The organism is Actinoplanes sp. NPDC049802 (assembly GCF_040656595.1).
Lineage (GTDB): Bacteria > Actinomycetota > Actinomycetes > Mycobacteriales > Micromonosporaceae > Actinoplanes.
Map to the genome: position 1 here is coordinate 1 of NZ_JBFAMR010000098.1, position 24,009 is coordinate 24,009.

22 protein-coding genes and 1 pseudogene are annotated in these 24,009 nt (G+C 68.0%); 10 read left to right on the forward strand and 13 right to left on the reverse strand.

The genetic code is table 11. The features are described 5' to 3' along the window. On the forward strand, positions 1–294 hold a 294-nt coding region (locus AB0I88_RS37075; protein ID WP_361036029.1), incomplete at its 5' end, for a hypothetical protein. A gap of 173 nt (positions 295–467) precedes the next feature. Here AB0I88_RS37075 and AB0I88_RS37080 read toward each other — a convergent pair. Beyond that, positions 468–2,234 (reverse strand): ankyrin repeat domain-containing protein, encoded by a 1,767-nt coding sequence (locus tag AB0I88_RS37080; RefSeq protein ID WP_361036032.1) that lies wholly within the window; start codon positions 2,232–2,234, stop codon positions 468–470. A 414-nt stretch (positions 2,235–2,648) separates the two neighbouring features. Between AB0I88_RS37080 and AB0I88_RS37085 the strand changes: the two genes are divergently transcribed. Next, on the forward strand, positions 2,649–2,771 hold the full coding sequence (locus AB0I88_RS37085; protein ID WP_361036035.1) for a hypothetical protein: 123 nt from the start codon (positions 2,649–2,651) through the stop codon (positions 2,769–2,771). A 16-nt stretch (positions 2,772–2,787) separates the two neighbouring features. On the opposite strand, the gene AB0I88_RS37090 is transcribed toward AB0I88_RS37085, so the two are convergent. From AB0I88_RS37090 to AB0I88_RS37100, 3 genes are all read right to left on the reverse strand, one after another. Continuing rightward, on the reverse strand, positions 2,788–3,324 hold the full coding sequence (locus AB0I88_RS37090; RefSeq protein WP_361036038.1) for a DUF4240 domain-containing protein: 537 nt from the start codon (positions 3,322–3,324) through the stop codon (positions 2,788–2,790). A gap of 193 nt (positions 3,325–3,517) precedes the next feature. Continuing rightward, complete coding sequence (locus tag AB0I88_RS37095; protein WP_361036041.1) at positions 3,518–3,967, reverse strand: hypothetical protein; 450 nt, start codon at positions 3,965–3,967, stop codon at positions 3,518–3,520. A gap of 303 nt (positions 3,968–4,270) precedes the next feature. Next, complete coding sequence (locus tag AB0I88_RS37100; protein WP_361036085.1) at positions 4,271–4,636, reverse strand: cyclic-phosphate processing receiver domain-containing protein; 366 nt, start codon at positions 4,634–4,636, stop codon at positions 4,271–4,273. A gap of 171 nt (positions 4,637–4,807) precedes the next feature. Here AB0I88_RS37100 and AB0I88_RS37105 point away from each other — a divergent pair, with 171 nt between their 5' ends. Continuing rightward, complete coding sequence (locus tag AB0I88_RS37105; protein ID WP_361036044.1) at positions 4,808–6,034, forward strand: hypothetical protein; 1,227 nt, start codon at positions 4,808–4,810, stop codon at positions 6,032–6,034. A 314-nt stretch (positions 6,035–6,348) separates the two neighbouring features. Here AB0I88_RS37105 and AB0I88_RS37110 read toward each other — a convergent pair whose 3' ends face one another. From AB0I88_RS37110 to AB0I88_RS37120, 3 genes are all read right to left on the reverse strand, one after another. Then, positions 6,349–6,519, reverse strand: a complete 171-nt coding sequence (locus AB0I88_RS37110) for a suppressor of fused domain protein (RefSeq protein WP_361036088.1) — start codon at positions 6,517–6,519, stop codon at positions 6,349–6,351. 292 nt (positions 6,520–6,811) lie between these two features. After that, entirely contained in the window at positions 6,812–7,117 is a 306-nt protein-coding gene (locus AB0I88_RS37115) for a hypothetical protein (RefSeq protein WP_361036047.1), read from the reverse strand. Positions 7,118–7,358: 241 nt separating this feature from the next. Then, a complete protein-coding gene (locus tag AB0I88_RS37120) occupies positions 7,359–7,826 on the reverse strand; it encodes a hypothetical protein (protein ID WP_361036050.1) in 468 nt (155 codons plus the stop codon). Between the two features lie 505 nt (positions 7,827–8,331). On the opposite strand from AB0I88_RS37120, the pseudogene AB0I88_RS37125 reads away from it, so the two are divergent. Next, positions 8,332–8,505: pseudogene (locus AB0I88_RS37125) on the forward strand (hypothetical protein); the annotation flags it as partial. Between the two features lie 159 nt (positions 8,506–8,664). Here the strand turns inward: AB0I88_RS37125 and AB0I88_RS37130 are convergent. The 3 genes from AB0I88_RS37130 to AB0I88_RS37140 all read right to left on the reverse strand — a co-directional run bounded on the left by AB0I88_RS37130 (position 8,665) and on the right by AB0I88_RS37140 (position 12,262). Continuing rightward, the gene (locus AB0I88_RS37130; protein WP_361036091.1) at positions 8,665–9,384 is read right to left on the reverse strand and encodes a hypothetical protein; all 720 of its coding nucleotides are present in this window, start codon (positions 9,382–9,384) and stop codon (positions 8,665–8,667) included. Between the two features lie 353 nt (positions 9,385–9,737). Continuing rightward, positions 9,738–10,886, reverse strand: a complete 1,149-nt coding sequence (locus AB0I88_RS37135) for a cellulose binding domain-containing protein (protein ID WP_361036053.1) — start codon at positions 10,884–10,886, stop codon at positions 9,738–9,740. Next, positions 10,886–12,262: a non-reducing end alpha-L-arabinofuranosidase family hydrolase gene (locus AB0I88_RS37140; protein ID WP_361036056.1), complete on the reverse strand. Its 1,377-nt coding sequence runs from the start codon at positions 12,260–12,262 to the stop codon at positions 10,886–10,888. The genes AB0I88_RS37135 and AB0I88_RS37140 overlap by 1 nt, the downstream gene beginning before the upstream one ends. A gap of 446 nt (positions 12,263–12,708) precedes the next feature. Between AB0I88_RS37140 and AB0I88_RS37145 the strand changes: the two genes are divergently transcribed. After that, positions 12,709–14,085, forward strand: coding sequence for a non-reducing end alpha-L-arabinofuranosidase family hydrolase (locus AB0I88_RS37145; RefSeq protein ID WP_361036059.1), 1,377 nt, complete (start codon positions 12,709–12,711; stop codon positions 14,083–14,085). A 22-nt stretch (positions 14,086–14,107) separates the two neighbouring features. Beyond that, a complete protein-coding gene (locus AB0I88_RS37150; RefSeq protein WP_361036062.1) occupies positions 14,108–15,454 on the forward strand; it encodes an endo-1,4-beta-xylanase in 1,347 nt (448 codons plus the stop codon). A gap of 238 nt (positions 15,455–15,692) precedes the next feature. On the opposite strand, the gene AB0I88_RS37155 is transcribed toward AB0I88_RS37150, so the two are convergent. Next, positions 15,693–15,875 carry a hypothetical protein gene (locus AB0I88_RS37155; RefSeq protein WP_361036065.1) on the reverse strand — a complete coding sequence of 61 codons (183 nt, stop codon included), beginning with the start codon at positions 15,873–15,875 and terminating at the stop codon, positions 15,693–15,695. A gap of 260 nt (positions 15,876–16,135) precedes the next feature. Here AB0I88_RS37155 and AB0I88_RS37160 point away from each other — a divergent pair, with 260 nt between their 5' ends. Beyond that, positions 16,136–19,693, forward strand: coding sequence for a hypothetical protein (locus tag AB0I88_RS37160; protein ID WP_361036067.1), 3,558 nt, complete (start codon positions 16,136–16,138; stop codon positions 19,691–19,693). Positions 19,694–20,092: 399 nt separating this feature from the next. Here AB0I88_RS37160 and AB0I88_RS37165 read toward each other — a convergent pair whose 3' ends face one another. Beyond that, positions 20,093–20,629, reverse strand: a complete 537-nt coding sequence (locus AB0I88_RS37165) for a hypothetical protein (RefSeq protein ID WP_361036070.1) — start codon at positions 20,627–20,629, stop codon at positions 20,093–20,095. Between the two features lie 118 nt (positions 20,630–20,747). On the opposite strand from AB0I88_RS37165, the gene AB0I88_RS37170 reads away from it, so the two are divergent. The 3 genes from AB0I88_RS37170 (at position 20,748) to AB0I88_RS37180 (ending at position 23,019) form a co-directional block, all read left to right on the forward strand. Beyond that, positions 20,748–22,016 (forward strand): barstar family protein, encoded by a 1,269-nt coding sequence (locus AB0I88_RS37170; protein WP_361036073.1) that lies wholly within the window; start codon positions 20,748–20,750, stop codon positions 22,014–22,016. A gap of 328 nt (positions 22,017–22,344) precedes the next feature. Next, positions 22,345–22,542, forward strand: coding sequence for a hypothetical protein (locus tag AB0I88_RS37175; protein ID WP_361036076.1), 198 nt, complete (start codon positions 22,345–22,347; stop codon positions 22,540–22,542). Positions 22,543–22,809: 267 nt separating this feature from the next. After that, positions 22,810–23,019, forward strand: coding sequence for a hypothetical protein (locus AB0I88_RS37180; protein WP_361036079.1), 210 nt, complete (start codon positions 22,810–22,812; stop codon positions 23,017–23,019). Positions 23,020–23,489: 470 nt separating this feature from the next. Here the strand turns inward: AB0I88_RS37180 and AB0I88_RS37185 are convergent. After that, positions 23,490–24,009: sigma-70 family RNA polymerase sigma factor (locus tag AB0I88_RS37185; RefSeq protein ID WP_361036082.1), on the reverse strand; the 520-nt coding region annotated here is incomplete at its 5' end.

Sequence of the window (24,009 nt, forward strand, 5' to 3'; positions counted from 1 at the left end):
CCGGCCGGTGCCGCGCTGGCCGGCCGAGGACGCGGACTTCCTGCTGCGCAACGGGGTGCTCCCGGCGGAACGGATCCGCGCCGTGACGGCGCCGCCGTCACCACCCTGCTCCACGCGGCAGAGGCTTGGCACACAAGCACCGGCGTCTGGCCCACCATCACCCTTGACCAACTCCGGCAGGAAAGGCCGAACCTCTCGGGTACCCAATTTCAACAGGCACTTGCCGACGCTATCCCAGTCAACCTTCATGACGAATTCAATAATGCGCTGAGCCAAAGCGACAAAAACGACTGATTTCCACCTGTTCCACCCGTAGGGGCAGCACGAGACGGTCATGCTCGAACTCCTCAACACCGCTGCCGGGCGGTCTCCCCGCCCGCTGTGTCATACCCGACGATCTTGCTCAGTGGCGCTCATGAGCGTGCCTCACGGACTTTGGGACCGAGTGAATCCTGGTGAGCAGATGGTCAAGGATTGCGGCCGAGCCACTCGGCAAGGTCACGGTCCCATTTCTCCGTCTCGTGCCACCAGCCGCGCCGAGCGGCGGCGGCCTCGGAGTCTTCGAGGTCGCTGATCGCGGTGAAGACCTCCGGCCGGGCCTTCTCCAGCCAGGCCGTGACCGGTTCGCCGGTGCGTTCCGAGGTCACGTCCAGGCGGGCGCCGGCCGTGATCAGGGCGCGGATCAACGCGATGTCACCCATCCCGTAGGCGGCGGCGACCAGTGGGGTCACCCCGGCCACGTCGGCGCCTTCGATGTCGAGGCCCTCGGTGAGCAGGCGTTCCAGCATGGTGAGATCCCGTAGGTGTGCCATGAAGTGGAGCAGGGTGCGACCCCGGTGGTCGCGCGTGTGTGCGGAGACACCGGCGTCGAGCAGCGACATCACGCCTTCGGTGTCGCCGTGCAGCGCGAGTCGCATCAGTTCGCGGCGCTGCTCGCGGAGGCGGCGGGGGAGCCGGGCCTGACGGGCGGGTCTGGCCGGGGGTGAGGGGACGGTCTGCGTCACCGGCGCGGGTGCCCATGGATCGGGGAAGTCGGAGTCGGCCCCCCGTTGACGGGGCAGTCCGGCGGGACCGTTCTCCATGGCGGTCTTGACGGCGAAGCAGCCGCTGCGGCTGCCACCGAGCGCGACCAGAGTGGTCTCGCGCTGTTCCTCCTGCTCGCTGTGTGGAATCTGGACTCGCCCGTCCTGACGGCGGCGGATCTCGTGCCAGACGCCGCCGCACCGCACCCGCACCGGGCCCGTCGAGAGGTGGCCGGGACGCGGTGGCCCGGCCGGGGGCTCGGTGGCGGACGGGAACAGCGCGGCGTGGATCAGGGGGTGCAGGTGGTCCGGGTCCAGGAGCCCGAGTTGGATCAGCAGGGCGTCCAGCGGCAGGCCGAGACGTTCCAGAGGGATGTAGGCGTCGCGCGGGTCGTAGACGTAGAAGTTCATGGCGAGCCGTCCGTCCCCGGCCGGGGTGAACGACAGATAGGAACGGTCTTTCCAGCCGGCGACGATCCGGCCCGGGGTGGTGGCGACGGCTTCGCGAACCGTGCGGACGATCTCCGGCAGCCGGTACCAGTAGCCGAGCGCCATGTGTGGATTGATTTTTACCTTCCGCTCCGGGATGTCGACTCCCAGCTCGGCCCACGCGCGCAGGAAGCGTTCCGTGTCGTGCAAGCCCCAGACGAGATGGTCATGAGGCGCGGGTTCGAGGCCGTACCAGGTCAGCAGTTCGCCGGTGTGGCGGGCGTCCCAGACGTGGCGGGGCAGATCGCCGTCCACGGCCATGTGCCACGTGCACGGCTCGCGGGTGTGGTAGCCGCTGTAGGCGTTCGGCGGTTGCGACGTCTGCAGCGGCTCGGAGGAGAGGAAGAGTCGCAACTGCTGACGGCCGTAGCCGGTACGAGGGCTGCCGACGGCGAGGATCAGGTCGTCGTCGTAGTGGTCGAGGACCGAGAGGCGCCGTGGCGACAGGGCGGTGTGGCCGGTGCTCGGCCGCCGGGGCAGGTGCCAGCGCAGCAGGTCGGGGGCGAAGTGCCGGAGATCCTCCTCGATGCGGTCGGCGGTAGCCGTACCGAAGCGGCGGTTGATCTCAGAGAGGTCGAGATCAACCGCGACGTCGGCGGCGGAGCAGGCCCCCCGCCAGTCGCCGGCAAGGCGGCGCTCGGTCGCCCGGTGGATCATCGGGGCGGGCACCGCGTAGCGGCGGACGGTGCGCCAGCCCTGCACAGCGGCGTCGGTGAGGATCACCGAGACAAACTAACGGTACGGACCACTTCTACAGCCGCGAGCAGTGCCAGAAGGTTGTGAACCACCTCGGCCGCCAGCGCTGGATCGACGCTGAGAAGGGCACCTACGCGCGGCTCTCCCACGAGGTCCCGTTCGACGCGGCCGGCAACGTCGCCCCCACCGACACGGTCCTGCCCAAGACCCTCCCAACCGACGCCGACCCGGTCACGGCCGCGTTCTTCGGCTACTACCGCACCGAACGCGGCTACCACCCGCGCTCGATCAACTCCAACACCGCCTGGACCGCGACCACGCCTAGGTCGTTCTTCGGCTTCCCGCTGATGACCAACATCGACCTGCTGGCGCCCCGCAAAGCGCTGCTGGTGGCCGGCGCCGGCGCTCACTCCCGCTACTACTCCGAGGACGTCCGGAAGAGTGCCCGGCACCATCGACCTGCTGATCGTCCCGGGCGCGGACCACGACCTGTACGACCGCAAGGACCGCATCCCCTTCGACAAACTCGACGAGTTCTTCACCAAGAACCTCGCAGTGAGTTGACGAACGCCGGTCCTGGTCAGCGAAGCTCCGGTGTCCCGAGTTCCGGGTGACCACGCCGGAATGTGGCCAGGCGTGGGAACCGGCGATGGACCGCGGTGGGATCGTCGAGATCTGTGCGATCGCCGAACAGGTCCTCCGGCCCCTCAGGGGCGTAGCCGAGCGGCCAGCTTCCACTCACGACGATATACGCCTCGGTGATGAACCCCCTGAACCAGTCGGCGCGGGCGTTGCCCGCGTCGGCCGCGAGATCCGCGAGGCTGTCCGGATCCCGCGCTGTCCGCTCGACCACCGTGCGACCGTACGAAATGATCCAGTCCAGGATGTGACGCAGGTCGTCTTCCTCGACCGGGCCGAGCAACAGGCACGCCGCGTCGGTCACCGGCCACGAGTACAGGCTTGACACCGCTTGTTCCCAGAGTTGGGCGAAGGCGATGACCGTGGCCGCGTCGAACTTGCGGAGGCGGCGAAACAGGACACGGGCAGCGAACTCAGTGTCGTTTCCGCTCTCCCGGCGGCACTCCTCGATCAGCGTCCAGAATCTGTCCTCGTCCACGGGCGGAAAGTAGCAGCGAATGCGGCTACGCGTCCCAACGGAGGCCCTGATCTGCCGTGGACAGGGCGTGCTGGGGTTGCCTGGCGGTGGTATCAGCGATCTTGTGGACGTCGACAGGCTCTCGGTGACCGGGTCTGGTGTGGAGTGGTTTCGACGGGGTGACGCCGGTGTCCGGTTTGGGGCGGTGGCTCGGCTACAGGGCGATCGGGTGGTAGGTCAGTGCGGCGTCGACGATTTCCTCTGGCGTGGCGTCTTCCAGTTCGGATGGCGGGTAGAAGATCAGGTCGATCGCTCCGGGCATCACGGTGTTGATGTGGAACGCGGTGATGTACCAGTTGTCGGTCGGGTCGGCGAGGATGCGGCGCACGATTTCGATCAACTCGTCGCGGGTGATGTCAGGGAGGCGAGCCGGTGGTGGTGCGCACGCCCATTCGAGTAGTTCTGCGCGGTTGGGTGTTCCGCAGTGATGGCCGAAGTCTTCGGCCGCGAAGCTGTGGCCGGTTGTCTCGTTGAGAGACTCGATCGCGGCGGTGGCGTCCTCACCGCGGTCGACGACTTGCTCGATCCGGAGGATCGCGGCATCGATCGCGGTCCGCTGCTCGGGCGTGACCAGCCGGCGCCGCAGCGCGTCGCGCAACTCCACGTCGTGGACTTTACCGGCGGTTCTTGGGCCGCTGCTTGCCGTTCGTGGGTTGTCGATGGCGCCCGGATCTGCCGCCGATCGGGCGCGACGCTCAGCGTGGTCGTCACGCTGCGCGCGCTCAACATGGGCCGGTGCACGCTTCGTCCCGGCTCTGCGGCCGGCGAGCGGCGGCGGCTACAGCTGAGCGCCCATCCGGGCCTGGCTGCCGTCTACGGCCTGCCGCGACCAGCGTTGTGCTTTCATGACGTTGCTCTTGATCGTCCTCGCACTTCGAGTCGTCACCATCTCGGTGGCGAGGTGCGGTTATGTGGAGACGTAACCGACGGCTGCCGATCCGGATGCGAGGCGGACGGGGTAGCCCCATCGTCGTAGTGCCTGGGCCATCTTCGCCGCGCCAGATGGATTGGCGGAGTGGATGTAGACGATGCCGATGTTGAGCGGGTGCCCCTCGAAAGCCGCGTGTTCCAGGACCTCAACGACGGGCCAGATCGTGTCGTTCTCGCCCAGATCGTGGTCGAGCCACAACTCGTCGATGCGCTTGCCGCGGTGCGCGTGCAGAAGGGCGAGTCCCGAAGCGCCCGTCCGGGCTACATCAGCGTTACGGCCATCGGTGAACGAACGCAGATCGTCGATGAGGATGACGCGTTTCGCGCTTTCGGCGTCCACCAGATCATCCTGCCTGACGCTGCAGTCTGCGGCGCATTGTCATGTCGCTGATCGGGCGGCAGGCGATGACATTCACGCTCCTCATGCAATACGCCGAGAGTGGACGGGTCGGGGTTCATGGCGGCAGGAGCACGAGCTCGGATTCCTGTCGCACCCCCGTGGCAGGATCCCGGCATGCGTTGTGACGTCTGCGAGTCGCCGATGGCCCGGTGGGATCTGCCGCCGTCCCGCTGGTGCCGGGAGATCTGGATCTGCACGTGGTGCCACGCGGTGACCCAGGTCGGCACCGTCGACTACGAGGTGTTGCGGTTTCCGTACGCTTGCTGGGATCTGCGCTGGGAGGCGGCATGGTCCGACATGCTGCCCGACGCGGGCCGGCACGCGTACGCCCTGCGTAACGCCACGCTGTGCGGTCTTGAGAAACCGGACATGGAGGGCTCTCAGTTCGGCATGTGGGGCGGCCGCGCCGACGACTGCCCCGACTGCACGGCTGCGGCGCAGACGATCGACGCCCGGTGGCCCGAGGACCGGCGCACCTACGAGTTCCGGGTCTGCGTGCCCGCCGCACCCCGCCCAGAGGAGGAACCCGGCTACGTGCCGCCCGCCGACGAGTTGGGCCGGCCGGACGTGCTGCTGCCGGACCTGCCGCCGGGACCGGTCGGCCGGCTGCTTCCCGAGCCCGCCTCGGCGCATCCGGAGACCGGCTTCCGCACGATCGGCGACGGTCCCCATGCGGTATGCCTGCCGGCGTTCTGGGCCGGCGGCGGTCTAGGCCCGTACCGGCCGTTCGACGAGGAGGAACAGCATTTCGCCTGGTTCCAGGCCTACCCTCTGGACAGCGTCCCGGCGCTGGACGAGGAATCGTTCACCGGTGACTTCGCCTGGTTCGGCGACATCGGCGGACCGCTCGACCACCGCACCGCGGTGACCGACCCGATCGCCGCGAAACTGGCCGACGACGGCCTCACCCTGCCTGCCGACTTCGTCGCGCTCATCACCCGGGCGCACCTGCACCGCTGCCTGGACCGGGTCGGCGACTGCTCCTGGACGGACGTGGCCGGCCCGGTACCAAGCCCGGCCCACCCGGACGACCGCATGGTGCTGTTCTTCCGTGACCAGCAGAGTTGCATCGTCTGGTACCTCTACCTGCACCGCGACGGACAGTATGCCGTCGTCTGCTCGAGCCGGGACTACACCACCGAATGGGAACTCAGGTACCGGCAGGACGGAGAGATCGCCGAGCTGTACTGGTGTGCGCCGAGCGTCGAGAGTTTCGTCTACCGGTTCCTGATCGAAGGAACGCTGATCCAGGCGATCCGCAACCGGCAGCCGACCACGGAACTCACTCCGGAGGCACTGACCTACCTGGCCCATTACCTGACCATCGCTCCCCACGACTGACACCGGAACGAGGGCCGTCACCAATTCCACCGGATGGCGACGCGGAAACGCCGGGGCTCACCGTGCGCTCTCCTACCGCGAGTCGCGTTCGCAGCCTTTTCAATCCCCGGTGAACACCAGTTCGCCGTGCTGATCTGCGCAGCACTCCGCCTTCGATCGAAGCCGTATCAGCCCACGATGTCTAGCGCCGGCCTTCGCCAGGGCGAGCACTGATCTACCGATGTGAGTGCGTTGGAATGCCGCCCTTGGCGGCGGAAACCAACTGCTACTGCCTGCGGCGATGCCGCTGGAGTGGAGGATCCCGTGAAAGGGAGTCACGCAATCGATGGTCTATCTCCATCCATCAGGTCCGGGTCTTGCTCGCTGAGCAGTTGCTCGAAGCGTTGCCGGCCGTAATCGGCGATGAACTTGGCCTCGCCGGAAGTGACCGGAACAAGCCATACGATCGCAACATCCTGGCCGTTTCGATCACAACCGACTGGAATTCGTCATCGACGTATACCGGCAAGGCCATGTACTGGGCAGTGAACGGGAGTTGATGACCAAGTCCGCGGGTAATGCCACAACGTCGCCGCGAAGTACCGTTTGGCGAGAATCTACGCATCTCGACCACAGGTAGTCCAGGACGGGCAGGAAAAACTCACTGAAAAATCCAACCGGCTAATGGATATTTGTCCGAGTCGGCGCTCAAGATGAGTGACAAGTAAAGGCACGGAAACACTTTGCGCTGTCGCGAGAACATGGGTCCCTGTTGCTGCGCTCCGTCGGCTGCTTCGGCTAATGGGCCGTAACGCGCCGGCGCGGACGGAACGCGATGAACGCGACAAGGAGTAGCGTCACCGGCACGCCGAGGAGCAATAGCGCGACGCTGGGGCCGATCCACCCTGCCGTGCGAGCGATGTCCACCAGCGCTCCGGTCAAGATGGCGCCGCCGAACGTGAGGCAGAACGAGATCGCCTCCTGCTGGGTACGCCAAGCCGACCTGGAACCCTTCAGCACGATAGGCGTGTCGGTCACCAGCGTCCATACGCCGCCACCGATGAGAAACGCGGCCAACGCCAGAGCCAGCACATTCATGATCACGTCAGCGAACCTAACCGTGGTCGCGGTTGATGCGGACCGGGTATCCAGGGGAAAGGCTCTACCCGTTCGTCGCGGACGCCTTGAACAGCCCTGCCCCGGCACCTCGTCGGTTCCGCCCACAGCGACTGGCACGCGCTGGAGGGTCAGTTCGCGCCGTTCACCATTCTGCCGCCAAGCGCTCGCGGTGGCCGGATGGCGAGCCGACACGCACGCTGGTGCCGAGATCAGTGCGGCCCTCGCATCACGCAGGTGCGCTACTGATGAAGGCCTCCGGCCGGCACAGTACGGTGATTCGATATGACAGGCCGACGTTGGACCAGATCTGGCCCCGCAGCGTCAGGCAGATGCCGACCCGGTCTTCGTGTTCCGGGTGCTCGAAAAAATCCGCACGTGGGTCCGCGATCGCGCCGACCAGCCCTTGTGAGCCCTGCTTGGTGCCCGGCACCTGGAGCAGGCCGACGGCAATCTGGATCTCGGCGTCGTCGAGCTCGCGGACGGTGTACCAGTGGGTGTCAGGCAGAAACAACTGCGAGTCGACAACGCGCCGCTGGTAGTTCGGTCCCATCATCCCGGATACCGGGTCGGGGATGTCACCGATCCAGGCCGTCCCTGCGAAGTCGGTGCGCAGCCGTTGAGCGTCGGCGTGGAACTCCGTCACGAGCGTGTCGAGACGAGGCTGGGCGACGAGGTGTATGGAGGCGTCGGTCATGATCGCACTCTAATCCGGGCCGGTGACACCCATCGTGGCCGCCCGGAGCGGGCACTCCGCAGCCCGCCGACCCAAGCCGTGTTCCGCCAGATCTGACCACCCCCCGGGCGGAGAGGGCGCCTACAATCCCCCGGTGGGCACCCTCCGCCGTTCCTTCCCCTGATCGTCCGGGCCCAACCTGCCGGCGCGGAGCAGGGAGAGGCGTGATCGGCTTCTACCGCGTCTGCGTCATCGACGAGATCCTGCCGCACTCATCCGCCGACTACGGCCGCCGGCCACTGGTCCCGCCCGAGTCACCCACCCTCGGCCTCAGCCATCTCCAGTTCGAGGCGATGATCACCACAACCCGAGTGTCGGCCGACATCAACGACTTCGCGCTGGTCGCCATGCTTGGCCTGCTCGGACTGCGGATCTTCGAAGCGTGCGGCGCCAACATCGTCGATCTCGCGAAGAGCACGGCCACCGCGTTCTCAAGGTCCGCGGCAAAGGCGGCAAGGTCGTCCTGGTGCCGCTACCACCGGCGGTGGCCCGAGCGATCGACCGTGCCGTCGACGAACGTGACGCCGGCCCGATACTCCGAAACGCCCGCGGCACCCGGATGGACCGGCTCGCGGCGACCCGACGGCTCAAGCATCTGGCCAAAACAGCCGAGCTGCGGATCCCGAAGATGCACCCGCACATGCTGCGGCACACCCTCGTCACCACCATGCTCGACGCCGGCGTCAGCCTCCGGAACGTAGGCGTGGTCAACGGCGCGACCATGCCGATGAGAGGTTGTGGTCAAGAATCGGAGGTTCAGCAGCGCCTTCGGCGGCGGCGGAGGTTAGCCGCCCTTTCTTTACTGAAGTGCCCGTGTAACTCTGAGCAGATCTTCCGGCGGAAGCCCACCCAACTGCCGAACCGCACTTTCGTTGTCGCAAACCAGTACATCACCGTGCATGGACCAGCTCCCCCCGCGGTCTTCGAGCAGTTGTCGAGCGGCAGCCACAGCCGTCTCGCGGGGACACGCGGCATTCCCGACGGCCAGGAGTGCGTCAGCCACCTGCTCCACCATGCCAGCCATAGAATCGCCGTCCCCCAAGGCGCGCACCAGCAGCAGCAGGCGCTGCGCCGGTGACCCCAAGCTGCCCCGTTCGATCAGCCTCTGCGCCTCCGGCCAAGACAGCCCAGGTCCGTAGGAGTGTGCCGCGACAGCTGCCACAGAGATGCAACGGCCGTCTCCGGGCAGGACCAGGAAGTCGTGACCCTCCGTCTCGTCGATCACGTACCAGATCGCCAACGCGAAGTCTCCGGCTTGAGTTCCGAGCTTTAAGACCGGCCACTTACCCGTCTGCTCGATTTCTTTCCACAGGTCGTTCATCTGGTCGAAGACGCCCTGCTCGCCGCCGAACAAGGCATCGAGGAGTTCCTCATCAGCTCCGTCGTACAGCAGGCTCGCCCAGAACTCTCGCCGCTCGAGCAGCCAGGATCCGTCAGACAAGAGTTCCGGTTGCAGGACCTCAGGGTCGATGCCGTCGAAGCTGTTCAGGTAGTTGACGGCCTCGTCATGATTCAACACGAACTCATGATCGCAAATCGATCCGCAGCCGAACGCCCTCTCCTGCCGCCGACCGTGCGCCCTCGCTTCCCGGAGGCCGGGGTCATCCGCCCTCGGCGGGCGGCGCCTCATCGATCTCGGCACCATGGGCTCGGAAACGATTGTTCGGGGCCTGGCAAAATCGCGGCATGGGTGGTCCTGAGCTGGCCCTGGTGCTGCATTACCGCAAGGCGGTGACGTACGGCTTTCACGCGCGTTTGCGCAGGCCGGTGCCGCGTGCCGGGTTGCGGCGAAGCGCGCCCTCGGTCGGGGCTCACGACGCTGGTCGAGGTGCGGTCGGGGGCGCCCGAGACGGGTGCCCCCGGCCATCAGCCTCAGCTCGCGGTGCAGGTGACCGTGGCGCCGCCGCCGGTTCCGGTGCCCTGGAAACCGAAGGTGGTGCTCTGGCCGGGTGACAGCCGGCCGTTGTAGCTAGCGTTCGTGACAATGTTGGTGCCGGTGGCGACGGCGTTCCAGAGCGAACTGATCGACGCCCCGCCCGGCAGGCCCAGGGCGACCCGCCAGCCGTTCACCGCGGCGGTCCCGGCGGTCACGGTCACCGAGGCGACGAAACCACCGTTCCACTGGTCCTGCACCGAGTACGCCGCGGAGCAGGCCGACGGCGGCGGGGTCGTCGGTGTGCCGCCGTCGAGGGTCAGGTTCTTCTGCCGGACCTGCCATTGTGTGCCGCACAGGTCACAGTTCGCGCCGACGAAATTGCCGCCCGCGGTGGTGTCGCCCTTGAGCCGCCATTTGAGGTAGAGGACCGCCACACGGGCGAACTCGCCGCCGTTGACCTGGTCGTAGGTGCCGCCGTGGCCGACGTTCAGGTTGCCCATGAAGGCAGGCAACCCGGCGGGAAGTTTGGTCCAATCGTCCATCGCATTCGGGTACGCGATGTCGCCGGGCCCGCCGATGAAGTACGCGATCGGCTTGGTCAGCCTCCGGAGCTGGTAGTCGTCGGCGTCGTTGAGCAGGCCGCTGCTGAAGATGGTGGTCGTGGTGACTCGCGGGTCGCCGGAGACGGCGTACGCCTCCAGCCCGCCGCAGGAGAAGCCGCCGGCGGCGATCCGGCTTGTGTCGAGCCTGTCGTAGTACTTGCCGCCCGGCCGGGAGTTCTCCGCGACGGCCCAGTCGATGGACTGGGTGAGCTGCTGGGCCGTCGTGGAGCCGGAGCCGTTCGGGGCGCCGTTGGCGATTGCCAGGAAGCCGTGCGAGGCGATCTCGCGTAGGAAGTTCTGCTGCGACAGGCCGTTGCCCGAGCAGCCGCCGTTGCCCCAGACGAAGACGGGCAGACGCTCAGCCGGCAGGTTCTGCGGGCGGTAGATGGTGTGGTTGGGCAGCCCGGCCGAGGTCTCGTAGTCGGCCGGGTACGGGCCCGATCCACCGACGGCGGCCTGGGCCGGGGCAGCTCCGAGGGCCAGGACGGCGGCGGTGACCGCGACGACGGCTGTGATCAGGGAGTTGCGGACGCGGCGGGCCATCAGCGTTGCCTGGTCAGTAGGGCCGGCCGCCAGGGCAGCTGGTCGTAGGGGACGTTCACGCTGGGGTTCTTGCCCTGGTAGAGCAGCTCCAGGTTGCACGGGTCGACGGTCTTGGTCTGGTCCGGATTGTTGCGGACCAGGTCACCGTGGCTGATGTCGTTGGTCCAGGTGGCACCGGCGTTGGCCTTGCCCGCGAACGGGTTGCTCTCGGTGGCGGCGTTGGGGGTCCACGTTCCGCCGAGGCTGGTGGCGGTGAACGAGCGGAAGTAGCGTCCCTGGCTACCGATCGCCTCGACCAGCATCAGGTACTGGTTCTGGCCGGCGACCTTGTAGACCTCGACGCCCTCGAACAGGTTCTCCCGGGTGTCGCTCATGATCTGGGTGTACGAGGAGCCGAAGCTGCCCGGGAAGTTGCCGATCGGCATGCTCTGGCGGTAGATCCTGCCGTTGTCGCCGGCGAAGAACAGGTACATGTTCTGGCCGTCACCGATCACCGTCTGGTCGATCACGCCGTACGGGGCGTCGGCGATGGAGGCGGTCGACAGGGTCTGCGGCGCGGACCAGCCGTTGGCGTTGGTGGGGTCGCTCGAGGTCTTGTAGCTGAACGAGGTCGGACCCCACTGGTACGCCAGGATCCAGACGTTCTTCGGCGCGAAGTAGAACAGGGTGGGCGCCACGGTGCCCTGGCTCATCGCGTTCTGCCCGGTCGATGCCATGTCGGACCAGTTCGTGAACGGGGTGAAGTTCATGGAGCCGTACCCGGAACTGGAGACATTCGAGGCGTAGACCAGGTGCTTGCCGTTGTGGACGACGTTGGTGAAGTCCTTCAGTGACAGCCACCCCGACCTGGGTTCGGCCAGCGGGCCCGTCGACGTCCAGCGGTAGGACGAGGGCAGCGTGCACGAGGTCGGCGGCGGGGGTGAGGACGACGGCGGGTTGGACGGCGGTGTCGAGGGGGTGGTGCCGCCGGTGCAGACGACGCCGTTGAGGGCGAAGCTCGCCGGTACGGGGTTGCTGCCGGTCCATGAGCCGGTGAAGCCGAACGACACGGTGCCGTTGGTCGCGACGGCGCCGTTGTAGCTCACGTTCTTCGCCGTCACCGCCGCGCCGCTCTGCGTCACGGTGGCGTTCCACGCCTGCGCGACCGTCTGCCCGGCACCGGACGACCAGGTCAGGGTCCAGCCGGACAGGGGATCGCCCAGGTTGGTGATGGACACGTCGGCGTTGAACCCGCCCTGCCACTGCGACGACACGGCGTATTTCACCGCGCAACCGGTCGCCGCGGCATCGGCCGGCATGGCCACGGCGACCGCCGATGAGGCCAGCAGGGCGGCACCGGCCGGCACCAGGCCGACCCTGGCTCTTCTCGACATCATGGTTCTCTCCTGAGGGGATGGCCGGAGGGCGTGCACGGCAGTCAATATCTTTTACCGCAAACAGTTGTTTTCGGCAGGTTACGGGAGCGCTCCCAAAGCATCAATGGGAAGGCCCTGAAGAATTGGGCACGGAAAAAGTGTTACGCAGCGGATTGCATCGAAGTCGGGGCGCCGGCGATGTGCCGGACGTGAGTGCCCCAGGCGACCGTCGCGGGCGGCCGCTTGCCGCACCGGCCGACCGCAAGGCAACGGCCCGCGTAACAGTTTTCAGAGGTCTTGTTTCGGCACCCTCCTAAATGTTGTGCCGGGTGCTGGCGTCCAATCGGCGGCATTGATTCCTTGAAATGATTGGGAGCGCTCCCGTAGCCTGCGGTCAGCGGTTGTGTAATCCCCCCAGGTGATCTGCCCCAAGGTCATTCAGCCGCGATCCCCGTCAGGAGAGAAGCATGCGCAAATTCAGAGCCGCCGCTGTCAGTGGCGTCCTGCTGGCCGGCTCGGCTGCTGCCGCGGTGACGTTGCCCGCCTCCGCGGCCGCCGGATGCTCGGTGAATTACGCGATCTCGTCGCAGTGGGGCGGTGGCTTCGGCGCCGCCGTGACCATCACCAACCTCGGCGACGCCATCAGCGGGTGGACGCTGACCTGGTCCTACAGTGCCGGCCAGCAGGTGACCCAGGCCTGGAACGCGACCGTCACCCAGTCCGGCGCCGCCGTGACGGCCCGCAACGTCAGCTACAACGCGGCGATTGCCACCAACGGCAGCGTCTCGTTCGGGTTCAACGGCTCGCAGACCGGCAGCAACCCGGTGCCGGCCGGGTTCAGCCTCAACGGCGTGGCCTGCACCGGCGGCACCACCCCCTCGACACCGCCGTCCAACCCGCCGTCGTCCTCACCCCCGCCGCCGACGTCGTGCACACTGCCGTCGTCCTACCGCTGGTCGTCGACCGGCCCGCTGGCGCAGCCGAAGTCCGGCTGGGCTTCTCTCAAGGACTTCACCATCGCCCCCTACCAGGGCAAGCAACTGGTGTACGCCACCACCCACAGCAGCAGCGCCACCGGCGGCTGGGGTTCGATGAACTTCAGTCTCGTCGACAACCTCAACCAGCTCGGCTCGGCCACCCAGAACACCATGAACCAGGGCACCGTCGCGCCGTCGCTGTTCTACTTCGCGCCGAAGAACATCTGGATCCTCGCCCACCAGTGGGGCCCGACGTCGTTCTCGTACCGCACGTCGACCAACCCGGCCAACGCCAACGGCTGGTCGGCCCCGCAGACCCTGTCGACCGCGAAGATCACCGACTCCAGCACCGGCGTGATCGACCAGACGATCATCGGCGACGACCAGAACATGTACCTGTTCTTCGCCGGCGACAACGGCAGGATCTACCGTCAGATCATGCCGATCGGGAACTTCCCGGGCAGCTTCGGCTCCAACTACACGACGATCATGAGCGACACCTCGGAGAACCTGTTCGAGGCGCCGCAGGTCTACAAGGTGCAGGGCCGCAACCAGTACCTGATGATCGTCGAGGCCAGGACAAGCTCCTGGGAGCGCTATTTCCGCTCGTTCACGGCGACCAGCCTGAGCGGTACCTGGACGCCGAACGCGGCGACCTATAACAGCCCGTTCGCGGGCAAGGCCAACAGCGGCGCCACGTGGACCAACGACATCAGCCACGGTGAACTCCTGCGGACCAGCGCCGACCAGACCATGACCATCGACCCCTGCAACCTGCAGCTGCTCTACCAGGGACGTTCCCCCAGTTCCGGAGGCGACTACGGTCTGCTGCCCTACCGTCCCGGCCTGCTCACGCTCCGCCGATAACTCCGGAAAGGTTCCGTTCGCCATGCGCATCCCCAGAAACGGGCGCTTCGCCCTGCTCTCCGGAGCCCTCGCCACCGTCCTCGTCGCCGCCGGAGTCGCGGTGACCGGCTCCGCCGAGGCGGCCACCACGCTCGGCGCCTCGGCCGCACAGACCGGCCGCTACTTCGGTGTCGCCACCAGTGCGTTCCGGCTCTCCGACACGAACTACATGACGATCCTCAACCGCGAGTTCAACTCGATCGTCGCCGAGAACGACATGAAGTGGGACGCCACCGAACCGCAGCAGGGCCGCTTCAACTTCACCAACGGCGACCGGCTGGTCAGCCACGCCCAGAGCCGGGGCATGACCGTACGCGGCCACACCCTGCTCTGGCACGCCCAGCAGCCCTCCTGGGCGCAGGGATTGTCCGGCAGCGCACTACGCAACGCCGCGATCAACCACGTCACCCAGGTCGCCACCCACTTCCGCGGGAAGATTCACTCCTGGGACGTGGTGAACGAGGCGTTCGCCGATGGTGGCAGCGGCGGCCGCCGTGACTCCAACCTGCAGCGCACCGGCAACGACTGGATCGAGGCCGCCTTCCGCGCCGCACGGGCCGCCGACCCGGGCGCCAAGCTCTGTTACAACGACTACAACACCGACGGCATCAACGCGAAGTCCACCGGCATCTACAACATGGTCCGTGACTTCAAGTCCCGCGGTGTGCCGATCGACTGCGTCGGACTGCAGTCCCACCTGGGCACCACGCTGGACTCCACCTACCAGCAGAACATCCAGCGGTTCGCCGACCTCGGCGTCGACGTCCAGATCACCGAACTCGACGTCCAGCAGGGCGGTAACCAGGCCAACATCTACGCCTCGGTCACCCGAGCCTGCATGGCCGTGGCCCGCTGCACCGGCATCACCGTCTGGGGCCTGCGCGACCCTGAATCCTGGCGTACCGGCGCGAACCCGCTGCTGTTCGACGGCAACGGCAACAAGAAGGCCGCGTACACCGCAGTCCTCAACGCACTGAACGCGGGCGGCCCGACGACACCCGGCTCACCCTCGCCCTCCGCCTCCTCGCAGTCGCCGGCTCCCGGTGGTTGCAGCGCCCGCGTGACGCTCAACTCGTGGAACGGCGGCTACACCGCCACCATCCGGGTGACCGCCGGATCCGGGATGCTCAACGGCTGGACCGTCGGCGTCACCATCCCGTCCGGCGGTGCGGTGACCAGCGCCTGGAACGCCACGAACACCGGCACCACCGGCCAGGTGACCTTCCGCAACGTCAGCTACAACGGCCAGGTCCCGGCCGGCGGCTACACCGAGTTCGGCTTCCAGGGCACCGGCACCGGGCCCACCGCCACCCCCTCCTGTACCGCCTGAGGAAATCGAGACCGGCCGCCGCGCTTGCGGCGGTCGGCACCTCGTCGCGACCCTGATCCTCACCGCTCTGCCGACGAGCGCCTCGACAGTGCGGTTCGCCGTCGTCGATAGCTGGAGCGGCGGCGACGAGGGCCGGCACACCGTCACCAACGACAGCTGGACCGGCGCGATCGCCGCCGGTGCGTCGGCGACCTCCGGGTTCATCGGCGACTGCGCGGGAACCCCGGCCCACCGCGGTTCAGTTCGGATTCACAAGTTCGATCCGGCTGCGCAGTGGCTTTGCCCCGGTCAAGGCCATGACAAGATCCTCGGCCTCGGCCAGGTCCCCGGCGGCGAACTCACCGCTGCGAGCAGCGGTCCAGGAGTCGTCGATCTCGGCGGTGACGTCCGGGGCGAACGTCAGCTCAAGCTTGACCTGCACGGTCCGTCTCGGCGCTCTCCCAGCGATCGAAGAGCCCGTCCAGCGGTACGGCGAGGACCGCGCCTTCAGATTCGAGTTCCGATCCCGGCCTGCGGATTCGTCGTGGAGCTACCGCGTGGTGCGGCATGATCACTTGACGAGAGAGCGCTCTCTCGTCAAAGTAGTCACCCGACGCGCTGCTAGCGCACGTCGAGGAGAGAGCGCTCTCTGTACACGTCGGCAGACGGCGGGACGCGGGCGCTGCGCCGAGGGAGGCCCCCATGTCCATCACCGAGCCGAGCGTCCGCCCCACCACCCCGGACAACGGACCCGGCCCGCGCGCGACCGGCCCAGAACTCGACGACGTGGTCCTGGACCGGATCGACGGCGTCCAGCAGATGGCGCCCTTCCTCATGCCGGTCGTAGGCGCGCACGACGTCTGGTTGTACCTTTCGACCCCGGGAGGTATCACCGCGGGCCGCAACCGGCCGGACAACGCGGTCTTCCCGTACGTCACCGAGGACAAGCTGGCGGACACCGCGGCCGTCACCGGGGGCGTCACCGTGGTGCGCGGGCACCACGCGGACGGACGGCCGTTTCGCTGGGAGCCACTCAGCCCGCACGGGCGTACCGACGACCGGGTCCGCCGGGCCGTCCTCAAGGACGCGCTGAGCAGCGTCGTCGTGCTGGAGGAGGTCCGTGAGGACCTCGGCCTGCGGTTCTGCGAAGTCTGGCGCACGTCGGGGGCGTTCGGGATCGTACGGGAGACCCGGATCGCCGCCCTGGACGCCCGCACCCACCGCCTCACCGTTCTCGACGGCGTGCAGAACCTGCTCCCGGCCGGCGTGACCGTGCACATCCAGTCCAACCTCAGCGTGCTCGCCGACGCCTACAAGCGCTCCTGGGTCGACCCGTCGACCGGCCTGGCCACGTACTGGATGGGGTCCGGTCTGACCGACCGCGCCGAACCGAGCGAGGCGCTGCTCGCCACGGTCGCCTGGCGGCTCGGGGCGCCCGAGGCCACCGTGCTGCTGCACCCCGAGGCCCTCGACGACGTACGCGCCGGGCGGGTGCCGGTGCCGGTGCCGCAGACGCGCGCCGTCCGCGGCACCTACCTGCTGCACCAGGACCTGGTCCTGTCCGGCGGCGAGGAGACGCGTTGGCAGGTCGTCGTCGACGCCGGCCGGGACGCCGCCGACGTGGTGGCCCTGCGCGAACGGCTGCGCGACCCGCAGCGGCTGGCCGCCGACGTACGCGCCGATCTGGAGTCGGGACGCCGTCAGCTGGCGGACCTGCTCTCCCGCGCCGACGCCGGCCAGCTCACCGGCAGCCACCCGGCCTGCACCCACCATCTGGCGAACGTACTGTTCAATGCCATGCGTGGCGGCGTCTTCGCCGAGGGGTACCTGATCCGCGCCGACGACGTGCGCGGGTTCGTCACACAGCGCAGCCCGCGGACCGCCCGGCGCCGCGCCGGTGTCCTGGCCGGGCTGCCCGACGTGCTGACCCCCGCGGACCTGCACACACTGGCGGCCGGCACCGACGACCCGGACCTGGCCCGGCTGCTCACCGAGTACCTGCCGCTGTCCTGGGGACGCCGGCACGGCGACCCCAGCCGGCCGTGGAACATCTTCGAGATCGCCCCGCAGCGCGACGGCGTGCCGCGCCCGGACTTCCAGGGCAACTGGCGCGACATCTTCCAGAACTGGGAGGCGCTGGGCTGGTCCTTCCCGGAGTACCTGGAGGCGATGGTCGCCATCTTCCTGTCCGCGACCACAGCCGACGGCTACAACCCGTACCGCATCTCCCGGTCCGGCCTGGACTGGGAACGCCCGGAACCCGACGACCCCTGGGCCAACATCGGGTACTGGAGCGATCACCAGATCGTCTACCTGCTGGCGCTGCTGCGGTCGGCGCAACGGTTCCACCCCGAGCGGGTGGCCGCGCTGCTGCGCCGCCGGATCTTCACGCACGCGGATGTGCCGTACCGGATCCGCGGCTACGAGCAGATCCTCGCCGATCCGCGCTCGACCATCGACTTCGACACCGAGGGGGACGAGGCATGCGAACGCCGCACGCGCGACGAGGGCGCCGACGGACGGCTGCTCGCCGGCCCGGACGGCGACCTGGTGCGCGTCACAGGCGTCGAGAAACTGCTCACCCTGCTGCTCGCCAAGCTGGTCAACCTGGTGCCCGGAGCCGGGATCTGGATGAACACCCAGCGCCCCGAGTGGAACGACGCCAACAACGCCCTGGTCGGTGTCGGTGCCTCGGTCGTCACCCTGGCCCAGTTGCGCGCCTACCTCGCTGCCCTGCCGGACCTGCTCGGTCTCCCCGCGGGCGCGCCCTCGCCGGCCGGTGCGCAGGACGTGCCGCTCAGCGGCGAGATCGCCGACCTGCTCGATGCGATCCTGCCGGTGCTGACCTCCCGCGACGCCACCACCACGGATGACGACCGCGCCCGGCGCCGGGTGATGGACAGCCTGGGCCGTGCGGGGGCCGCCTTCCGGGCACGGGTGTACGCCGGGCCGGACGGCACGACGACTGCCGTCTCCGCGGCGCGGATCGCGGCGCTCGTCGACGCCGCCACCGTCGCCGTCGAAGCCAGCCTGCGCGCCAACCGACGGCCGGACGGCCTCTACCACGCGTACAACCTGCTGCAGCCCGGCACCGACGCGGCCTCCGGTGACCCGGTCGCGACCGTACGGCGCCTGCCGCTGATGCTTGAGGGACAGGTGGCGGTTCTCGCTGCCGGGCTGCTCTCGCCCGCCGAGTCCCTGCAGATGCTGCGGGCCCTGCGCGCCAGCGACCTCTACCGCCCGGACCGCGATACCTACCAGCTCTACCCGGACCGCGAGCTGCCCGGCTTCGTCGAGCGCAACCAGCTGCCGGCGTCCGCCGCGCTGGACTGCCCGCTGCTGGCCGAACTCGCCGACGCTGGCGAGCGCAGCGTCGTCGTCCGCGACGTGCAGGGGGCCTACCACTTCGCCGGGGGCATGGCCAATGCCGGGGCGGTCCGGGACGCGCTCGCCGAACTCGCCGCGAGCCCGCGCTGGTCGGCCGCGGTCGCCCGCGACGGCGAACACCTGCTCGACCAGTACGAGCAGGTGTTCCGGCACGACGCCTACACCGGCCGATCCGGGTCGTTCTTCGGGTACGAAGGCTTGGGCAGCGTCTACTGGCACATGGTCGCCAAGCTGCAGTATGCGGTGCTCGGCAGCTACCGTGATGCCGTCCGCGAGGGCGCCCCCGCCGACGTGATCCAGGGGCTGGCGCGGCACTACCACGACGTACGCGCCGGGCTGGGCTTCACCCGCAGCCCCGGCGAGTACGGCGCTTTCCCGGCCGATCCGCACTCCCACACCCCGGCCGGCGGCGGCGCCCGTCAACCGGGTATGACCGGGCAGGTCAAGGAGTCGATCCTCGCCCGGTTCGGCGAACTCGGGCTGCAGGTACGCGACGGCAGCCTCGGGTTCGTCGAGCCGCTGCTCGAACCCGCCGAATGGGCCACCAGCGCCGGCACGTTCGGGTACCTGGACCCCGGTGGCCGGCGGCGCACCCTCGCGGTGCCTGCCGGGGCGCTCGCGTTCACCTTCTGCCAGGTGCCGGTGCTCTACCGCCGGGACCGGCTCCGGGCAGCCGAGGACACCGGTGCGCCGGTGCCGTTCGAGCAGGCTGAACCGCCCATGGTCGTCGTCCACCTCGCCGACGGCGTCACGACCACCTTCGCCGACGGCGTACTCGACGCCGCGACCAGCGACGCCGTCTTCCGCCGCACGGGCCGGGTCCGCCTGGTCGAGGTCCGGTACGCCCCGAACACCGGGGTGCGGCCTAGCTAGTCGCCCGACGCTGCGGCACTCGCGGAGGAACTCGGTCGCATCCGCGAGCTGGCCGACGGCCCGAACGTGACGCAGCTGGCCGGGGGAGTGCACGCCACCGCGGAGCCGGTGCGGACCCTCGACGCGAGGTGGGCCATGGCAGCGATCGGCGAGGGCGAGTCGACCCTGCTGAGCTTGGTCGACGCGAAGGGCGACCCGGCCCACACCTGCCTTGCCTACCGGGACGCGACCGGCAAGCTGATCCGGACCGGAAAAGCGAAACAGCGCCCCCTCGACGACTTCCCGGAGCCCGGTTGGCTCACCAGCGACGCGATGGGGTCATCGTCCCAGGCGGCCGATCGTCTGCCTGGCCGACGGTCAGGCAGATGCTCGGTAAGATACGGCCGGCCCACGACGTCATCAACGAATGACCGGGTCGGCCCAAGTCGCCCGTAGGAGGCCGACCAGACCGATGTTGGCAGATCGCTGCGCCGCCGACAGGTGCAACTCGGCGGCCCGCATGTCATCGGCGGGAGCAGCGGCGGTGGCGGCCGTCTGCTGAGCCTCTTTCTCCGCCTGTGCCGCGGCAGCCGCGGCCTGCTCGTAGCGTCGCCGGGACGCGAGCACCCGCAACTCCCACCCGAGCGGCACCGCGGCGGGGTTCTGCGTGGATTCCGCCGTAGTGTGAGCGTGCCGCCAGATCATGTTGAGTTCGCCAACTGACAGCTGTCCACGCTGGTATGCGCTCAGAGCGGCGCGCTGCACGAGCTGATTGGTTTGGCCGGCCTCTTCGGCCTGTCTGAGCACCTGCCGGTGGCGCAGCTCCGCAATGTCGCGTTTCGTGGATGCCCACAGGGCCGGTCGTGCCTGGTCGGCCTCGTCCAGCGCCCGCTGCGCTGCCGCAGTGGCCAACTCGACGTCGGCAGCCGCCACGTCCACCTCATCGGTGATGAACACCGACCCGCCGTCGAACTCGCGTACGCCGGACCGATGAGAACGCGTATCCCGCCAGGAACCGTCCTGACATCCCGTTCCCGACGGGTTGAACGCAACTCGGGGTCGATAGGGTGACCGTGTGGCAGCCATCGATGGCCCCGAAGCCCCCGTGCCCGGGCAGCGGCGATCGGAAAAGGAGTCAAGGGCGGGCCTCCGCTATTTGCTCCTCGGCGAGGTCGGCTTGGACGACTGCTACGACGACCTCCCGCTGGGACGGTGTGTGGAGATCGAGGGACTGTTCGTTGATCTACCACCCCGACCGCGAGAGCATTTCACGCTTGTCGGTTGCGCGCCGGAGGGTGCACTCGCCGATCTACTGAATCGGCTCCCCGCCGAGGCACTCGGTACGGATCAGGCTTGGCTCGGCGACGTCGCCGTCACCGAGCCCTCGCCACCGCCAGGAACACCGCCAGTCTGGTCGGGCGAGTACCTCGGTGATGTCATCGTGCTGGGTCAACGTCCCAGCACCAGCATGCCCGGGACCGTGGATGTCGATCTCAGCGGCTTCGTCGATGTCGATGACCGCACCGACGCGGTGAGACGTCCTCGCGACACCTCGGACTTCGTTCTCCTGGGCGGGGGCCAGGAACGCTACGGGACCTGCCTCGATGTCACTGGCGTGTTCCGCGACCAGGCCGCGCCGCCGGTACCACAAGTCAGGCTGCGCGGTTGCCGACCGGCACCTGCGTTGCTAACCGCACTCGACGCGATCGGACAGTCGACCAAGGCCGCTGAGCGTCGCCGTCGGTTTCTCGCCGAGGTGCATGTCGTCGCTGCCGACGGTTCGACCGGGCACCTCGTCGGTGCTGCGGTGGTCGGTACTGTGCAGGCCAGCGAGCCGTCGCGACTCGGTGACGGTCTTCTCGACATCACCATCGACAGCGACCCGAGGGAACCGTTCCCGACACGCGTGCTCGACATGCTGGGCCACTGGCGCACCGGCCGACCGGCCGAGAAGAATCTGTGGGCCGGCTACGACCGGGAACTTCGTCACCACTGGGCTGGTATCGCTCTCGGCCGTGTGCCCGCAGGGCCGGACCGGCCCGCCGGCGCCACGTATGATCTCGACGGCCGGTTCGTAACCGACATCGAAGGGTTCTACTGCGCGATCGGTGAGGCGATCAACGGCCCCGGTGGCTATTTCGGGTGGAACCTCGACGCCCTCGACGACTGTCTCCACGGCGGCTTCGGCGCGCGGATACCATTCCGGCTGACCTGGCACAACTCCGACGTCGCCCGGCAACACCTGGTGGACGGCTACGACCGACGCCGGCTGGCCACCGCTGTCTCCCTGCAATATCTGCTGGACCTTCTCACTGCGGAACAAGTCGAGATCGACTTACGCTGAATCGACCGCGCCGCCGTCAAATCGAGCAGCCCTACGCCGCTCGTTTCCGGCTCGCCCCTTCTTGTTGGTCCGGCATCGATACCCCCAAGGCGCTGCAGGATCGGGGTCTCCTCGACGACGCGGAAGCGCAGCTCGTGCGAGATTTCGTCGGCGGCCGTGCCGACGAAACGGTTGGCGCGAATGGCGCGCCTCGGGTCCGACAGCGCCAGTCGCCGGTATTCCGGATCCTCCAGCGACTGCCGCACCAGCGCGACCTTGACCTGAACGGCTAGTTCCTCGGGGTCCATGCGGGAGGAAGTCATGAATTCGCACCTCCAGGATTACCGGGATGCGACAGGCGGTGGAGTCGCTTGCCGCCCGGACCACGTCAGACCAGAAGCCGTTGATGTTCGGGCGGGGCGGCGTGGCGGCAATCGGAAAGCTTCAGGCCGCCGACGCCACCCACGAACTACTCGAACACGTCGCGCAGCTGAAGCGGCTGTGGCGCGGTGACGTTCACCTTCGGGCGGACCATCACTGGCGCTGACGAGGCTGCGATCGCCGCCCTGCCCGCACAGGCGTGGACCGATGGCCTCGAACAGGACGGCACCGCCACCGATCTCGCGCAGGTCGCCGAACTGACCGGACTCAACCCACGGGTCGGCAATTGGATCAGCGGGCTGCGGCTGAGGGTGCGAACTCGGCCTGCCTCACCCGGCCGGCGCGTTGCACGAGTTCACCCACCGCGCCGACACCGCAGCTCGATCCCGAGCCCCGGGGCGACCACCTCGGGCGATCCGGAGCACTCACCCGGGTGAGTACGACCCTGCTGAACCTGGTCGACGCGAAGGGCGACCCGGCCGGCATCACCGGGTTGGCCTACCGCGACGCCACCGGCAACCTGATCAGGACTGGCAAGGCGAGGCAGCGCGACCTCAACGACTTCCCGGGCTTCGCCCTCAAATGGGACAGGTTCAACGCGCTGGAGATCACCCGGGATTGCATCTACGCCTGCGCGTACTAGCCCCAACCACGTGCATACACCGGAACCCCTGTCAGGTGGCCCTGACTAGCTAACAGCGATGGTCAGGCCCATGATCGGAAGGTCCCGGATCATGATCCCCGGCATCGAACACCCGCCCTGGTGCGGCCCCTCCCGCTGTACGGCCGTCCTGTCAGGTCCTCCGAGACCTGACGGCCCTGGTAGGACTGACCGCTACCGATCTCCGGGAGTGGCGATGACTTCCCCACCTGGTTAGGCGTACGCCGTACACGGCAGAGGCAACCGAAGTTCCAGACCGTGTGCCTCGCTTTGTCATGCCGAGAAGCATGTGTTCCAACGCCGCCAGGAATCATGCCTCAGCGAAGACGCACGGCGGCTACTGGTGCCACGGACAGGACCGTGCGGTGACGAACGCGCTCGAAAGCAACGGGTCGCGGTTGAGAATGAACTTCATGACCGGTGGCGCAACTGTACGGAACGGGGTTCGGCTCCTAATCCGTGACACGAAAGTCGTCGCCGAGCATGGCGCGCAGGCGGGCCAGCGCCCGAGCGTTGCGCATCTTCACCACCGACACGGAGACATTGAGGATCATGGCGACGGTTTCGATGCTGTGATCCTCGGCGTGCCGCAACACCAGCACCGCCTGATCCTCGACGCTCAGCTGGGCCAGCACCTCGACCAGCGTGAGACGCAGCTCCGGCGTTCCATTCCCCGGGCCGACATGGTCCGGCAGTTCGGCCAGGACGACTTCGGAGGCGCTGCGCCGCTTGCTCTGGTCAAAAACCAGGTTCATCAGGACCTTGCGGCTGTACGCTTCCAGATTCGTGCCGGTGCGGATGCGGGACCAGGCCGCGTACATCTTGGCGAAGGTCTGCTGGGTTAGGTCTTGGGCCAGATGCCAGTCCCGGCACATCAGCCGGGGTTCCACAGATAATCGCGGTTTGAGGTTGGTCCGCGGGATCGTGTCGCAGGTCAGGGCGTTGCACACTAGCGGAAACGGCGAAAAGCCC